The sequence below is a fragment of the Pseudoalteromonas sp. 19-MNA-CIBAN-0066 genome (assembly GCF_040308705.1).
GTDB lineage: Bacteria > Pseudomonadota > Gammaproteobacteria > Enterobacterales > Alteromonadaceae > Pseudoalteromonas > Pseudoalteromonas nigrifaciens.
In genome coordinates this window covers 1-16,333 of record NZ_JBEONZ010000051.1, presented here as the reverse complement: position 1 = coordinate 16,333, position 16,333 = coordinate 1, and the positions used below count along the sequence as shown (strand labels likewise).

Below are 16,333 nucleotides of genomic sequence, written 5' to 3'. Positions count from 1 at the left end.
ATTACTTTTGATAAGACATTCCATGTCCCGTCTGTTAACATTAATCTTGGCATGTAGGTTCGGTGTAAAGTTTTCTGACGAATTCAATTATACCTTATCTTCATGCTGTTTGTTTTTCATACCACAAAGATCAACACGCCCTAGTAATCTCTCCGAAAAATAATAGCAGCTAAAAGTAGAGTTTTTCATAACCTAGGTTCAGGAGATTCTGCATAAAAAATCAAAATTTACGGGTTGTCAGAGCTTTTCGATCATTAAACAATCTGAAGCAGGCACGGCTGTTCCTGAACTTTGCCGAGAGCGTAGTATGAGCGGCGCTCCTTTTTATAAATGGGGTGCTAAATATGGATGCTTAATTGATAGAATGGTTAACAGTGCTTGAAGATGAAAACCGACGACTCAAGGAAATACATGCTGAAGAGCTTATAAAAAATCTATATTATTCAAGTATTTATTGAAAAAATTGTCAAGCTAAGTGGGAAAAATTACTTGCTCAGCAGTCAGTGGCTAAACATAAATCATTATTCGCTTTGCCAGTTTAGTATCTTCTATCAGTCAAAATTCATTGATGAACTGCCTTAAACGCTTTCCTAAGCAAGTCGATACAGATACATAATTAGGTATTACAGAGTGGTTAGCTTATACAAATAAAATATCGCAATAGGCCAAATAGATGAGGAGATTTTGAGATAAGATATTGGTCAAATTTAATTGACCAATAAATTTAAAGTAATTGTTTTTATAGTAAATACTAGGAAGGGTAATAGAGTTCATAGAAAAACTTATCATATAATGCAACACTTAGTTGTTTACCATTTATGAAAACATCAAGAGGCCCGTAAAATTGTGAAAAATTAGGCAGAAAATAACTTTTATCGGATGTTAAGAAGGAAAGTTTAACACTTCCTTTTGAACTATGATCAAAAGTTACATTTACTTTGTCTAGTAACCCTGCTTCGCCAGGTAATTTTAAAATACCTTCAGTAACACTAATTTTTATATTGTCTATATTTGTTTGTGACTCTAATGACTCAAATAACTCTAGACTAGGATCAAAATCAAATCTATCAGCTAATTTTTCAAGCTTGTTTGCAAGGTCTTTTGCTGAAGATGGATGCCTTTCTAATTTCATCATTACATATAGCTCTTCAAAAGTTAATTCTTCTATAGTGTCTTCTGAAGAGTTAGAAAATAGATATATAGGAGTGAAAATAGTATAGCTAATAATAGTGAGGGATAACCAAAGTTGAAATAATGTTTTCATTTTAAATTCCTTTTAAATTCCTTTTAAATTCCTTTTAAATTCTTTAAAAATTATACTATATGGTTAAAGTTAGTGGAACTTATAATTGCCATTTATATAACTCTTTTAATTAACCATGTAGTTTTTATGTAAACTTTTTCTATTTGGAATAGTTAGTTGATAAATAAGATTTTAACAAAACCATATTTATTTGGCAATTGGCAATTGGCTATTGACTATTGAGTCTATGCTAGATTAAAGTTGTTATTATCATAACGAAAATAAATGGAATTATAATGGTATCGTTAGTAATGGGTGGGAATACTAACCTTTCTCAATCAATAGTAAATATAAAGCACTCATTATCTGCTAGCACAGACATTTCTGTTTTTTGCTTGGATGGTGATGGGAAAGTAACTTCAGACGAAGATATGATCTTTTATGGCAACCCTAAGAGCGTTTGTGGAACAATTCATATACAACCCTCTGTGATAAATGTAAATTTAGATCGTGTTCCTCCATACATAAAAAAATTATCAGTTGTAGCCACACTTGATAAAAAGAACTTTTCTGAAATCCCCAACTTCACGCTCGGATGTGACGATTTTACTTGTGAAATAAATACAGCTAACAGGACTGAGTCAGCTTTAATTTTATTAGAAATTTACAATAGAAATAATAGCTGGAAGGTAAAGCTAGTAGCTCAAGGATTTAACGGCGGTTTAAAACCTTTAGCTGAGCATTATGGCGTTGATATTGAGGATGAACCTGTAGTTGAGCCTTCATCATCTAAGGCGGCACCTGTAACTACACCAGCACCAAAAGTTAATTTGAGTAAAATTAATTTAACTAAAAGCTCTCCTAAAGTTGATCTAATCAAAAAGGCTGGCTTATTAGGCCTTATAAAAGTTAATTTAAACTGGGAAAAGGGCAAAAGCGGCTTTTTTAGTTCAGGAATCGATCTAGATCTTGGTGCATACATTGAGCTGAAAAACGGTGACAAGAGCATAATTCAAGCTTTAGGGAATCGTTTTGAATATAGCCCTTACATTAAGTTATTAGCAGATGATAGAACAGGTGACAGCTCAAGCGGTGAGTGGATACATATAGACGGTAATAGTATTAATAACGTAAAGCGTATTATTATTTTTTCATTCATTTATTCAGGCAGCCCAAATTGGGATAAAGCAAATGCTGTAGTAACGTTGCATGTGCCAGACATGCCCCCGATTGAAACCCAGCTAAATGAAACGTCAAGTAATACAGGTTTTTGTGCTATTGCAGAGCTAACAGTTGAAAATAATATAGTTGCAGTAAAAAGGCTTAATCGTTTTTTCAAAGGTCATGCTGATTGCGATAAAGCATATGGGTGGGGCTTTAAATGGACAGCAGGAAGTAAATAACGAACTAAAAATGAGAAGAGTCAAGGTCTTATAGCTTGAGATATATTGCAGTATTACCTTGCTCTTATTTAGATAGTTCATTATGGTATTATTTTTTAAGTAGATACATTAAATCTGTATCGTAAGTGTTTTATTTTTATTCGTATACATAAATTATAAAGGAGTTTTAAAATGGCAGTATCTTTACAAAAAGGTGGTAATGTTTCTCTAGAGAAAGTTGCTCCAGGGATGACAAATTGTCTATTAGGTCTAGGTTGGGATTCTCGCGCCACAGACGGTGCTGATTTTGACCTAGATGCATCAGTATTTATGCTTAATGCAGAAGGCAAGGTAAAAGCTGATAACGGTTTTATCTTCTTCAATAACCTAGTTTCTGAATGTAAATCAGTAGAGCATACTGGTGATAACTTAACGGGCGAAGGCGAAGGCGATGATGAATCAGTCAAAGTTAGTCTTAAAGATATCCCTGCAGATATTACTAAAATTGTAGTTGCTGTAACTATTCATGATGCTGAAACAAGAAAACAAAACTTTGGTCAAGTATCAAACGCATTTATCCGTATTGTTAATTCTTCATCGAATGAAGAAGTTGCACGTTATGACCTATCTGAAGATTACTCAATTGAAACAGCATTGATTTTCGGTGAGTTATACCGCCATAACAGCGAGTGGAAATTTAAAGCGATTGGCCAAGGTTTTGAAGGTGGTCTTGCACCTTTAGCTCGCCAATACGGCGTATCGGTTTAATACCACACCACATTAGTTTACCAATAAATCAGTTGAAATTAATTATAGTTTCAGCTGATTTTTTTTAATATAAAGGATTTAAAATGGCAATTTCATTACAAAAAGGTCAGAAAATCAGCCTTGAAAAATCTAATGGCTCTACTTTAACAAACATCTGTGTAGGCGTTAACTGGGGAGCTATAGAGAAAAAAGGCTTCTTTGGCAAAAAAATGGTTGCGGTAGATTTAGACGCAAGTTGTGCAGTTTTTGATGCCAATAAAAAATTATTAGACATAGTATACTTTGGGAAGCTAGCTTCAACGGGGATTCAGCATTCTGGTGACGACTTAACCGGTGATACTGATGGTGATGATGGACTAGATAACGAAGTAATTAACGTTAACTTGGGACAATTACCGGCTGCTGCAGAACAAATTGTATTTGTACTTAACTCGTTCAGTGGCGATGATTTTAAAACAATTCCTTTTGCATCAATTCGTTTATACGAAGGTACACCTGGTCGCGTAGACTCAATTCACGCAGTGTACGATATTGCGAACGACCCTAAATTTGCGGGCTCTGTTTCTATGATTTTAGGTAAATTGTATAAGCATAATGGCAACTGGAAATTTTCTGCAATTGGTGAAACAACAAGCGATAAAAAGCTTGAGCAAACTATCAAAACGGCTGAAAGTAGTTACCTGTAAAGAATTTATAGATATTAAAGGAGTCAATAATGGCTATATCCTTACAAAAGGGTGCAAATGTTTCTCTTGAAAAAATCGCACCTGGTATCAGTAAATGTTTAGTAGGGCTTGGTTGGGATTCTCGTTCATCAGATGGTGCCGATTTTGATTTAGACGCATCAGCGTTTATGTTGAATGAAAGTGGAAAAATCATATCTGATCAACACTTCATTTTTTATGGTGCGTTAACTTCACCTTGCTTATCAATTGAGCATACTGGAGATAATTTAACCGGAGAAGGTGACGGAGATGATGAGTCAATAAAAATTGATTTAGAGGCTGTTCCTAATAACGTTCATAAAGTTATTATTGGTGTAACCATTCATGATGCGAATGCCCGTTCTCAAAATTTTGGGCAAGTGTCGAATGCGTTTATACGCGTTGTTAATGAAAAGTCAGATGAAGAAATAATTCGTTATGACCTATCAGAAGATTACTCAACTGAAACAGCCATCATTTTTGGTGAGCTGTATAGACATAATAATGAATGGAAATTTAGAGCGGTTGGTCAAGGGTATGCAGGTGGTCTGCATGCTATGGCTGTTAATTATGGCGTTAATATTGCCTAGTCGGAGAAAGACGTGTTAGATACAATATTACCATTTATATATATTATTTTGTCGTGTTACTTACTTAAGTATGCATGTGACACTTTTGAGCAGGCAGCAGGGTATTTAGGTCGCAATTTCCCGCCAGGGGTAAAAGGCGCGACAGTGAATGCTATCGGTTCTAGCATGCCTGAAATGTGTGTTGTGATTGCTTGTTTATTTTGGTTTAACGACCCGTCTTTAGTAATGGTTGCTTTAGGTGTTACTGCTGGTTCTGCGATCTTTAATGGTTGTGTTATACCTGCTTTGTCTATCATTATGGCGAAAGATGGAAGTGGTAAATCGGTAGAACATATTGAACTAAACAAACATGTACTTTTACGTGATGTTTTTTGGGTTTTAACCGCTGAAATAGCATTAATTGTATGCCTTGGTTTTAATAGCTTTACAATTTTGATGGCCGTTATATTAAATGTAATTTATTTATTATATGCAGTTCATTTATATTTTGATGCTAAAAGTCACAAAGCTGGCGACGATGATGAAGAATATGAGTATGAAGAGATAGAAGACAAAGGATTTATTGCGAATATATTTACTTTTAACTTTAATGCAATTTTTTTCTCTAATCGTGCATTTTCTGCAACTAGTGCAGTAATTGTTTTATCATTAGCTATTGCGGTTATCTCAGGTGCATCACACATACTAGTTGAAGGTGTTTTAGGCAGCGCAACAGTATTAGGTGTACCTCAATTTTTTTCTGGTTTAGTTTTTGGTGCTGCAGCATCGTCTGTACCTGACTTAATTTTATCAGTTAAAGATGCTCAAAAAGGTGAATATGAGGATGCAGTTGCAAACCCATTAGCATCTAACACTTTTGATACGACTATTGCATTTGCATTACCGCTGCTGGCTTGGTTTATAATTAATGGTGTAGATTCGCTACCACTTGTGCAAGATGACAATTTAACAATATTACGTTGGTCTATTGTTGGTATTACTGCGGCAGTGGCTGCAAGTTTATTATTTAATTACAAAAGAGTAACAAAAAAGATAGCTTACTTTTTACTTGCTATGTTTGTAATTTGGGCAGGAAGTATGTATTTCGTTATTCAATAATGATTTAATAATAATTAAATAGAGATTTAATCAACCTCATATTAAATAGTGTGAAGTTGATATAAATTAAGAAATGGGCTTATATTTTAAGCCCATTTATAATTTATATGTATGGAGTTTAGTATTTACCTTCATTACACATTGTTACTTGAGTATTTAAAGTTGGCTCTAAAAAAATAATTAACGTGCACATCAATAAAAAACTTACACACTAGCTTTAATGTAATTGGCCTATAAATATATTAAAAATTATTCAGTCAAACAGGAGCATAATAGTAACTGGGGTTTTTATAAGCATACGGAAATATAACTGGAAAATATGAAACATATCTACGACATTAAAGCCGGTACAATCTCGTTAAAAACGGCTGAAGAAAAAACAACATTAGATCGTATTTTGACATTTGCTTGTCGAGAAAATCCTAAACGCTATTTTATTTTAGTAAATAAATTGATAGGACGTTACACCCCAACTTCACCTAAAATAATGAGACAAACTTACAATCAACTAGCTGAAAAGATAGGTGAGGGGCCTCAAACCTATGTTGTGAGTTTTGCTGAAGCTGCAACAGGATTAGGAGCAGGTGCTGCTGACAGTTTGGCCCACATTCAAAATGATGATGTTTATTTTCAGCATACTACAAGGCATAAACTAGATGAAAAATTATGGTTTACTGTAGATGAAGAGCATAGCCATGCAGTTAATCACATGTTTTATCAACCAAGTGAAAATTTATTAAGCTCTATAATTAAATCTAAACGACTTGTTATAGTTGATGATGAAATTACTACTGGGCGTACTATCAAGGTTTTGCTTTTAAAAATACTTCCTTACTTACCCGATTTAGAAGAAATAGTTGTTACGTCAATTGTCGATTTAATGGGTGAGCAAAACTATTTACATGACTTGAATTTGGATGTTCCAATTCGCTATGTTTCCTTACTTAAGGCTAATATTAGTTTAGATAAAGACCCAGACTTTAACCCCCAACTCCCTGATAAAGTAAACTCTAAGCTTACTAATGGGGCATCTGTAAACGACACGGGTAGATGTGGTTTACTAATGCCTTATAAAGAAAAAATAAACAGCATTAGTACATCTCAAAGTACGGTCGTTATTGCGGATGGAGAGCATCAATACATTCCGTTTCTATTAGCTGAAAGGCTTGAAAATGAAGGCGTTGAAGTTGTTTTTCAATCAATTAACCGATCACCAATATTGCTGTGCGATACAATCGTTAATAAGCATAGAATTGCTACAGTAGAAAATGATAGTGAACATTATTTGTATAATTTCTTCCCTGAAAACAAATCAATATTTGTTGTTAGTGAAAGAAATTACGAAGGACTACTATTTACAGATGAGGTTAAATACCACGAATGGAAATGCTAGCGTATCACACTTCAAGGCTATTTGTATTTACTGATTTAGACGACACACTGTTTAAAAGCCTTAAAAGTGACGTATCTATTGTAGCAACAACAAATAACGAAGGTGAATCTCAAGGGTATTCTTCGCTACAGCAGCAAAAACTACTTAATGTTTTTGAAGCAGCAGGTGGCGTATTTATACCGGTGACAGGCAGAAGAACAAATTCGTTTTTAAATTGTAGCCTACCTGTTATTAAAAACACACCGTATGCAGTGGTATCACATGGCGCCATTATATTAGATCAAAATCATACATTGTTAGAGCAATGGCATGAATTTATTAAAGTAGAGTTTAATCTAGCATTGTGGGAAAGCGAGTTAGTAAAAATGTTTGATCATGTACATAATCATTTTACAGCATTAAGTGATGCCGTGCGGGTAAGGCTTATTGTTGACCAAGGTATAACTGCTTATGTATGTGTTAAAGTATCGAAAGGTGATTACAGTGAAAATAAAGCTAAAGATGTTGATTTGTATTTAAAAAGCATACTTCCTAATGACATGTTATTACACAGTAATGGACGTAATTTTGCGATGTTACCACCTTACGCAAGAAAAGAGGTCGCTGTTAAGTTTATTAAAAATAAATTGCAGATTGGAGAGAATGACACGGTGTTTAGTATTGGCGACAGCATCAGTGATTTACCTTTTATGAAAGAAGCTGATTTTTTAATTGTTCCTGACGGTTCACAAATTCTTGATAGGGAATAAAATCAATGAAAACACCATTAATTGGTAGTTATCCAGAGCATGATTGCATGTTTTTATTAAAAAAAATAAAACCAGAATTTCATTCGATCGAAGACAAAGAGCGTTTAATTCAAACAGGTAAATTACATTATTCTCAGATGGTTAGCCAAGAAAATAGACCAACTCCTGAATATGAAAAATTATTTCATGATTTAACAGCAAAATATAAGTATAAATTGGCTAAAGAAGTTCTCAATCTATCATGTCTAATTTCTGAAAATATTAAGCAAGATGTGTGTATTGTTTCTCTAGTTAGAGCTGGCACACCTATTGGCGTGCTTGTTAATAAAGGTATAAATAATTACTCACAATATAATTCAACCCATTATTCAATTAGTATTGTTCGTGATAAAGGTATTGATGTTAATGCATTAGATTACCTTATTTTTGATTTAAAAACACCTCCTCAAAGTATTGTATTTATTGATGGCTGGACTGCTAAAGGTGTTATTACCAAAGAGCTTAAAAAAGCGATTGCGGAATATAATATTAGCCGTAAAGTTAATATAGGCAATTCGTTATATGTTGTCTCCGACATCGGTGGAACTGCTGATTACTCAGTAACTTTTGAGGATTATGCAATTCCCAGTGCATTAATGAACTCAACCGTAAGTGGTTTGATTAGTCGCTCAGTTATTAATGATCAGATTAAAAAAGACGACTTTCATGGCTGTATTTCATATGAACATTTAGCTCAATACGATTATTCAAATAAGTTTATTTCAGAAGTATCTAATTGTTTTAAAGAAACAGATTATAAATTATCAGCTGTGCCAGATGAGCAGCATAGAGAAACGCGTAATCAGCTAACGCAAAGTTATATTGGTTTGCTAATGAATAAATTTAATGTAACCGATATAAATAGAATTAAACCCGGTATTGCTGAAGCAACACGAGTAATGCTTCGCCGAGTACCAGATCTTTTGATAGTGAATGATGCGAATAACCCAAACACCACACATTTAATTACTATAGCCAATGAAAAAAGCATTGAAGTGTGTGTACTTCCTGATATGCCTTTTGGTGCTTGCGCACTTATTAAAGATGTAGGTTAGGTATGAAAAAAATTGCAATATTTGATTTTGACGAAACACTAGTGAAAGAAAACTCTTTGAGCTTTTTATTCAAATATTTTCTAGGTAGAAGGCCTCTATTTACTTATCTTTTACCCATTGTAGCAAAGCGAAAGATTTCTAGGGAAATTATAAAAAATGAGATTAAACAGCATTTTTATAAACTTTCTTTAAACAATAAAAGTAACGAACTGGTATTTGAAGCGGGTGTAAATACAGCCGAAAAATTAACCCCGATTAAATCTGTGCTAGATCGTATGATGACATTAGATGCTCAAGGTGTGGAAATATGGATTATTACCGCTTCACCGCAATTTTTTATCGAAGGCATTGTCAATAAACTGAAGTGGCCAGTTGAGAGAGTAATAGGTACACTCTTAAAGGAAGATGATAATGTACTTAATGGCTTAATTGGTACAGAGTGTCAAATTGAAGAAAAAGTGGCGCGATTTAATGCGTTAATAGCAGATGAAAAATTAACGTGTTTAGTCAAAGAGGCTTATGGTAATTTGCCTGCAGACATACCGATGTTAGAGCTTGCTGAAAAAATGTTTTATGTTAAAAATGGACAATTAAGTCCATTTATAAATATCAATGGAGAATAGTATGAGTTTTTGGAATAACGTTAAAGAAAAAATAAGCGATGCAAACGACAGTCTACAAAAAAACATCGGACAATTTAAAAACAAAAAGTTTGCAGATGCTTCAATGGCTATATGTGCTTTAGTTGCAGCGGCTGATGGCGATATTGACGCAGATGAGCGTAAAAAAACAGCTGGGTTTATTGTATCTAACGAATCTTTAAAAGTTTTTTCTGCTTCTGATTTAAAAGAGAAGTTTGATTTTTATTGCAACAAATTAGAAGCCGATTACGACTTTGGTAAAATAGAAGCAATTCAAGCTTTGAGTGTTTTAAAGGGTAAGCCAGACCAAGCACGCGCATGTATTCAGTTAGGTATTATTATTGGCGGTGCTGATGGCGATTTTGACGCAGACGAAAAACGTGCAATTAAAGACGCTTGTAATGCGGTAGGTATTCCTGCATCTGAGTTTGATTTATAAATCAGTAAATGAAAATTATTGTGCAGATAAGATAGTTAATAAATATGTGAATATATTAATAATGACAAATATTAGTTCTATGTTTAATTGCTTATCTATGCATGAGATTTTTATTACTTAATAAGGAGCTCATTATGAGACGTTTACCTGTATACCTATTATTAGACACATCTGGCTCTATGTATGGAGAGCCGATTGAATCAGTTAAAAATGGTTTACAAACCCTACTTTCTTCACTTCGTCAAGACCCTTATGCGCTTGAAACTGCTTTCTTATCAATAATAGAATTTAACACTAAAGCTATCCAGTCAGTACCACTGACTGATTTAATGTCGTTTCAATCACCCGATTTAATACCTTCAGGTACTACATCACTTGGCGCTGCACTTACCTTACTTGCCAGTAAAGTGAATGAAGAAGTTAAAACAACAACGCTTGACGAAAAAGGTGATTGGCGCCCACTTGTTTTTGTTTTTAGCGATGGTGGTGCAACTGATGACTTTCAAAAAGGTATAGATGATTTAAAAGCAACTCAAATGGGTATTGTAGTGGCATGTGCTGCAGGTCACCATGCAAAAATAGACGAGCTTTCAAAAATTACTGAAAACGTTGTGCATCTTGAAAATGCAGACTCCAATGCGATTTCAGCCTTTTTTGAATGGGTATCTGCAAGTATTTCTACAAACTCTCAAAAAGTCGAAAATGGTGAGTCAGAAGCCTCACAACTATCGGATCTTCCTCCGCCACCACCTGAAATTAACTTAGTTGATTTAACTAAGAAGTAGGAGTGACTAATGAGTCGACGTTTACCTGTATACCTTTTAATAGATAGCTCTGGCTCTATGCAAGGAGAGCCAATTCATGCTGTTAATGTGGGTATTAGCGCAATGCTTAGTGCATTACGACAAGATCCTTATGCACTAGAATCTGTCTATATATCTTTAATTACATTCGATCGAGAAATAAAAGAGCTTTTACCTTTAACACCTCTCGAAAGTGCACAATTCTCGGAGATTGAACTACCCAAATCAGGTGCTACCCATATGGGTGAAGCACTTGAGTTTGTGGTTGATAAAGTTTCAAAAAATGTAATTAAATCCTCTGATACCACTAAAGGTGACTTTAGACCCATGCTGTTTATTATGACAGACGGGTCACCATCAGATTTAATGGTATTTAAAGAAAGTCTACCAAAAGTCAAAGCAAGCAACTTTGCTGAAATAATTGCGTGTGCGGCGGGCCCTAAGGCAAACCCTGAGTTTTTAAAGCAATTAACGAGTAATGTTGTTGTCTTAGACAACATGGAAAGTTCGGCATTTTCACAATTTTTTAAGTGGGTAAGTGACTCTATTGCAGCTGGCTCTATGAGTTCAGGTGTTGATGGACCATTAGAAAACTCACTACCACCTCCACCGGCGGAGTTTCAAATCGTATTATAAGGAAATAACATGCGTAGATTACCTATTTTTTTTGTTATAGATGTATCTGAGTCTATGACTGGAGAGCCTATTGAGTTGATGGAAAAAGGCATCGAAAACATTGTTTCTTCTTTACGTCAAGACCCTCATTCATTAGAAACTATTTTTATTAGTGTTATAGCATTTGCTGGTAAGGCTAAAACAATTGCGCCTTTAATTGATTTGATTTCTTTTTACCCTCCTAAAATTCCGGTTGGTGGTGGTACGTCTTTAGGTGGCGCATTAAACGTATTAATGGATGAAATAGATGCCAATGTAAATAAAACCACCTATGAAGAACGTGGTGATTGGGAGCCCATTGTTTTTCTTATTACGGATGGAAAGCCAACAGATGATCCTAGCCAGGCAATTATACGTTGGCAAAGTAAGTATGCTACAAATGCCAGTCTTATTGCTATTACATTGGGCTTAAATGCAGATATAAATATATTAAATCAAGTAGCAAATCCGGTACTAGCACTAGAGAAGACAGATAAAAATCAATTTTTTAAATTTATAGAATGGGTCAGTGCCTCTGTTAAAGCACAAAGCCAAATGATAGAGCTTGATAACAAAAATCCCCCCGTATCTTTAGAAAAAGTTAGTAATGCTGGCTTAACAGTAATGGATAGTACAGGCGAGGCGAGTGCGTCTGATTCAAGTTGCGTAACGTTAACAGGCCGTTGTTCAAGCAACCGTCGTCCTTATTTAATTAAATACGCCAAACCAAAGGTTGTTGAAGGGATGGAGCGTTTTATTCAAAATCATCAGTATTATCATCTCGAAGGCGCATATAAATTAGAAGAAAGTTACTTTGAATGGTCCTCAGATGACTATGTTGCAGAGCAAGTTGATACATCTTCTCTTGATGGCATTCCGCCTTGCCCGCAGTGCGGTAATCAGTCAGCTTTTGCTATGTGCGGTTGTGGTAAATTGTTGTGTATTGGTGATGAGGATATCGTAATGTGCCCATGGTGCGAAACAAACATTAAATTTAGCCAAGGAAATAGTGAGTTCTCAATTACGCGAGGGCAGGGCTAATGAGAAAAGTAAAGCTTGAACAAACATTATTAGAGACTCTATACCAAGCTTCACTCACAAATACAAAGAAGTCATTTGTACAAAAGCGTGCTAATCAGTATTTAGATCGAATTGTTATACAACACCATATTAATGCATTGCTTAAAGAGCTTGCGCCATTGGTGGAAAATGACAAAGGTATGCGTCGCTTAACAAGATTAGAGGGCGGTAAATTGGATAAAAAACAGAATAATTTAAATGTAGATAAAAAAATTCCGCCGTTAGTTATTAATTTACGCCTTCCTAATCTTAGAGTGAATACCGCGTTCTCAGAATCGATATCCCTTGAGAGTGAAACTGATGCAAAAGTCAGCTTTTTTCAAACTAAAAGTATTGATGAATTTGAGGGCATAAACTTTGATGCTGATAAACTAACGTTTTTTGGTACTACGGACCAGATTGGCGATTATAAGTTTGATTTATACGGCTCAACGCCACTCGCTAATGGTCAGGTCCAGGGTGTGGTTGTAAGAGTAAAAGTAACTTTTGTGCCAGACCCAAGGTCACTTTGGAAAAATATCCCCTCAGATGACACAGCCCGTTTTCATAAACCAGATACTTACCATGCTTATTGTGAAAATAGCAGCATGTTATTAATGGGGAGCAGTGTAAGAGGTCGCTCACATGCTCACAAAGGTATTCATCGCGATGATGATTTTAAACTTTACTGCGATGATTCATCTGAATGGGTTATTAGCTGTGTTGCTGATGGAGCAGGTTCGTGCAAATATTCTCGCCAAGGCGCATTTGTAGCGGTGAACAGTGCAACCAATTCACTTAAAGAATCTTTAAATGGTCATTATGGCACTGAACTTGAGAGAGCATATAACGACTTCTCTAACGAGAATAGCGAAGAAAACCAAAAGTCATTACTAGAAGCTTATCAACATACCATTGTTAAAGCCGTTTTTAGCGCTGCAAAAGCGATACATAGTAGTGTTGATGCAAACCAAGGCGACAGTGTAAAAGACTTCTCTACAACGTTAATACTTGCCGCACATAAAAAAGTTGAAGAGGGTTATCTTGTTATCTCTTTTTGGATTGGTGACGGTGGTATTGCAATATATGATAAAAATAAAAAAGTAGTGTTAATGGGCGAACCAGATAGTGGTGAATTTGCTGGGCAAACACGATTTTTAGATAATAAAATATTTGAAGATGGAAGTGTTTACAGGCGCGTAAAAATGGATAAAGTTGAGTCCATGAGTGCGCTTATTTTAGCTACGGATGGGATCACGGATGCGTGGTTTGAAACAGAAAAACAGCTAGAATCACTACTTCATTGGGATAAGTTATGGAATGAGCTAGAACCGCATATTATGAACAAAAATCGCGAAAGTGGATTACAAGGGTTAACTCAGTGGATGGATTTTTGGTCTAAAGGTAACCATGACGATCGTACTATTTCTGTTTGCCTCGTTAAGGAGTGATTTATGGCAGTTGTTAAAATAAATGCACTTGATGGCTCTAAAGTAGAGTATGTAGACGAAATTATTGGCTCAGGAGTAATGAAAGATGTGTACTTTAGCCCTTGCAAAACATATGTTGTCGCTTTTTATAGAGATAAATTAGACGGTGCAAGCATAGAGCGACTTGAAATGATAACGGGTCGCTACCGTGAAAGTATTTTTCAGCATGAAACCGGTGATTACTGGAAAAGTTTTTTTTGTTGGCCAGAAAAAATAATTGAACATAATGGTCTTACAGGCATTGTAGTGCCATCGTACCAGGCTCATTTTTTCTTTGATTATGGCTCAGTCAATAATGATTTTTTAAATATTAAAGGTAAAGAAAAACAAGGTAAATGGTTTGCATCTGCTAACAATCAAAATCGCTTTTTAGATGAACGTGAAAAAGGAGATTGGTCTAAATATCTTAAAATATCTCTTACTATTGCTAGAGCCGTTCGTAGATTACATGCAGCAGGACTTGCTCATTCTGATTTGAGTTATAGAAATGTGCTTGTTTCACCTGTAGAAGGGCTTGCAACCATTATTGATGTAGATGGATTAGTTGTACCAGGAAAGTACCCTCCAGACGTAGTAGGCACACCTGACTTTATTGCACCAGAAGTTGTAGCCACAGCACATCTATCTAAAACAGATCTAGCTAGGTGCTTACCCAATATATCAACAGACAGACACGCGCTTGCTGTATTAATTTATAACTACTTATTATTGCGCCACCCCCTACGAGGCGATAAAGTAAGAGATTTAGATCCTCAAAAAGATGAAACGTTATCAATGGGCGAAAAAGCTTTATTTGTTGAGCATCCTACAAACGCTGATAACAGAATAAAAGTAGAAAGAGTAAAACCAACCGAACTGCCATGGAAAGACACTAATAAACTACCTTACTCAATTACCGGCCCTTACATAAGTAAGTTATTTGAAAGGGCTTTTATAGAAGGACTTCATGCACCTCAAAAAAGACCAACTGCAGATGAGTGGGAAAGTGCGCTAATTAAATCGATTGATTTGATTCAGCCATGCGTTAATGCGGAGTGCAAACAAGGCTGGTATATTTTTGATAATACACTCTCACCAACGTGTCCTTTTTGCAGTACTAAATACATAGGGTTGCTTCCCGTTATTAACTTTTACTCTGAAAGAGAAAAAGGGCGCTTTGTCTCTGATGATCACAGGCTAATGGTTTATACAAACCAGTCTTTATACAGATGGCACACCAATCGTTTTGTAACACCAAACGAAAGGTTGAAGAACAGTGATAAAAAGCGACAAGGTTATTTTGTTTTTCATAATGACGTCTGGTATTTAGTAAACGAAAGCATGGCAAACTTAATTAATGCATCAACCAAAGAAAGCTACCCATTGGGCAGCCAAATTGAAATTACTGAGGGCATTAATTTACTAATTGGTAATGAGAGAGGCGATCGATTGCTGAATATTCAAATGGTTGATAGTAAATAATATTTATGGACTAAATCTATACCAGTGTATATAGCAATTTAAATAGCAACTTTTTATATAAAGGACAAATGATAGAAAAAAGTTTGTTTGCTGCTGGCGCTGGAATGGACTAGCTTAGCTAGTGCTATTTTGGCGCATATTTCAGGTATGCTTGATTTACACTTTAGTAGTTGGCTTTTAATGTAGCAGCAGGCTGTGTTGTCTCATTAATAGTACCTAATTTAAAAGTTCAAGTAGCACTAATTGGTGGCGCAATCGGTCTTCTTGTTATGAATCTATGCGTATTCTATATGATGAGTGCTGTGATTAGTTTTATGGTAGTAGTACCAGAAGAGAGGTGTTGAGGAAAAATCAATTGATATCACATTAAAGCCAGTTGGAATTAGACTAGAATACACAATACTCACGCTCAAAGGATAGACTCGCCCTTTTTATTATCAATTAGTAAAATCACCATCGGTTTGTTAAGCTTTAGTGAGGAATTATGAGCTTACTCAAAGCTTATTTTAATTATGGAGTAATTTACTAATGAAAAACCCTATTGTATCTTTTCTAATACTTAGCTTTATTACTGGCTGTTCAGCCTAAAAACACGCCATTATTGCTGGTGAATCTGAATTTACAGGCGATAAAGCGTGTCGAAACTATCTTAATGATCAAGATATCCTCGCTAAAAAAGCATAATATCCACGGCAAGATCATTATAAATTGAACTTATAGAGCAAGTAGTGATCAGATCAAGGCATAATAATTACTTGGTCGCAT

Annotated in this window: 17 protein-coding genes; 16 read left to right on the top strand and 1 reads right to left on the bottom strand. The window is 35.1% G+C overall.

What is annotated here, in order from left to right; all coding sequences use genetic code 11:
- The first annotated feature begins 205 nt into the window (after nt 1–205).
- Complete coding sequence (locus AAEZ18_RS17155; protein WP_222714613.1) at nt 206–382, top strand: transposase; 177 nt, start codon at nt 206–208, stop codon at nt 380–382.
- A 369-nt stretch (nt 383–751) separates the two neighbouring features.
- Here AAEZ18_RS17155 and AAEZ18_RS17150 read toward each other — a convergent pair whose 3' ends face one another.
- Nucleotides 752–1,264: a hypothetical protein gene (locus AAEZ18_RS17150; protein ID WP_290192226.1), complete on the bottom strand. Its 513-nt coding sequence runs from the start codon at nt 1,262–1,264 to the stop codon at nt 752–754.
- A 275-nt stretch (nt 1,265–1,539) separates the two neighbouring features.
- Here AAEZ18_RS17150 and AAEZ18_RS17145 point away from each other — a divergent pair, with 275 nt between their 5' ends.
- The 15 genes from AAEZ18_RS17145 to AAEZ18_RS17075 all read left to right on the top strand — a co-directional run bounded on the left by AAEZ18_RS17145 (nt 1,540) and on the right by AAEZ18_RS17075 (nt 15,568).
- Complete coding sequence (locus tag AAEZ18_RS17145; protein ID WP_290192225.1) at nt 1,540–2,646, top strand: TerD family protein; 1,107 nt, start codon at nt 1,540–1,542, stop codon at nt 2,644–2,646.
- 171 nt (nt 2,647–2,817) lie between these two features.
- Entirely contained in the window at nt 2,818–3,393 is a 576-nt protein-coding gene (locus AAEZ18_RS17140) for a TerD family protein (RefSeq protein WP_222714600.1), read from the top strand.
- Between the two features lie 83 nt (nt 3,394–3,476).
- Nucleotides 3,477–4,079: a TerD family protein gene (locus AAEZ18_RS17135; protein WP_222714599.1), complete on the top strand. Its 603-nt coding sequence runs from the start codon at nt 3,477–3,479 to the stop codon at nt 4,077–4,079.
- 29 nt (nt 4,080–4,108) lie between these two features.
- Complete coding sequence (locus AAEZ18_RS17130; RefSeq protein WP_222714598.1) at nt 4,109–4,687, top strand: TerD family protein; 579 nt, start codon at nt 4,109–4,111, stop codon at nt 4,685–4,687.
- A 12-nt stretch (nt 4,688–4,699) separates the two neighbouring features.
- Nucleotides 4,700–5,785, top strand: coding sequence for a sodium:calcium antiporter (locus tag AAEZ18_RS17125; RefSeq protein WP_290192224.1), 1,086 nt, complete (start codon nt 4,700–4,702; stop codon nt 5,783–5,785).
- A gap of 319 nt (nt 5,786–6,104) precedes the next feature.
- Nucleotides 6,105–7,178 carry a phosphoribosyltransferase domain-containing protein gene (locus AAEZ18_RS17120; RefSeq protein ID WP_290192223.1) on the top strand — a complete coding sequence of 358 codons (1,074 nt, stop codon included), beginning with the start codon at nt 6,105–6,107 and terminating at the stop codon, nt 7,176–7,178.
- Nucleotides 7,166–7,927, top strand: coding sequence for an HAD hydrolase family protein (locus tag AAEZ18_RS17115; protein ID WP_290192222.1), 762 nt, complete (start codon nt 7,166–7,168; stop codon nt 7,925–7,927). The genes AAEZ18_RS17120 and AAEZ18_RS17115 overlap by 13 nt, the downstream gene beginning before the upstream one ends.
- 5 nt (nt 7,928–7,932) lie before the next feature.
- Entirely contained in the window at nt 7,933–9,021 is a 1,089-nt protein-coding gene (locus tag AAEZ18_RS17110; RefSeq protein WP_222714594.1) for a cysteine protease StiP family protein, read from the top strand.
- A gap of 2 nt (nt 9,022–9,023) precedes the next feature.
- Nucleotides 9,024–9,644, top strand: coding sequence for an HAD family hydrolase (locus AAEZ18_RS17105; protein ID WP_222714593.1), 621 nt, complete (start codon nt 9,024–9,026; stop codon nt 9,642–9,644).
- A 1-nt stretch (nt 9,645) separates the two neighbouring features.
- Complete coding sequence (locus AAEZ18_RS17100; RefSeq protein ID WP_290192221.1) at nt 9,646–10,101, top strand: tellurite resistance TerB family protein; 456 nt, start codon at nt 9,646–9,648, stop codon at nt 10,099–10,101.
- A gap of 134 nt (nt 10,102–10,235) precedes the next feature.
- Nucleotides 10,236–10,886, top strand: a complete 651-nt coding sequence (locus AAEZ18_RS17095; RefSeq protein ID WP_290192220.1) for a VWA domain-containing protein — start codon at nt 10,236–10,238, stop codon at nt 10,884–10,886.
- A 9-nt stretch (nt 10,887–10,895) separates the two neighbouring features.
- Complete coding sequence (locus AAEZ18_RS17090) at nt 10,896–11,540, top strand: vWA domain-containing protein (RefSeq protein ID WP_290192219.1); 645 nt, start codon at nt 10,896–10,898, stop codon at nt 11,538–11,540.
- A gap of 9 nt (nt 11,541–11,549) precedes the next feature.
- Nucleotides 11,550–12,599, top strand: a complete 1,050-nt coding sequence (locus tag AAEZ18_RS17085; RefSeq protein ID WP_335681029.1) for a TerY-C metal binding domain-containing protein — start codon at nt 11,550–11,552, stop codon at nt 12,597–12,599.
- The gene (locus AAEZ18_RS17080; RefSeq protein WP_350595352.1) at nt 12,599–14,068 is read left to right on the top strand and encodes a PP2C family serine/threonine-protein phosphatase; all 1,470 of its coding nucleotides are present in this window, start codon (nt 12,599–12,601) and stop codon (nt 14,066–14,068) included. Before AAEZ18_RS17085 ends, AAEZ18_RS17080 begins: the two co-directional genes overlap by 1 nt.
- 3 nt (nt 14,069–14,071) lie before the next feature.
- The gene (locus AAEZ18_RS17075) at nt 14,072–15,568 is read left to right on the top strand and encodes a helix-hairpin-helix domain-containing protein (protein ID WP_350595354.1); all 1,497 of its coding nucleotides are present in this window, start codon (nt 14,072–14,074) and stop codon (nt 15,566–15,568) included.
- Nucleotides 15,569–16,333: the final 765 nt, after the last annotated feature.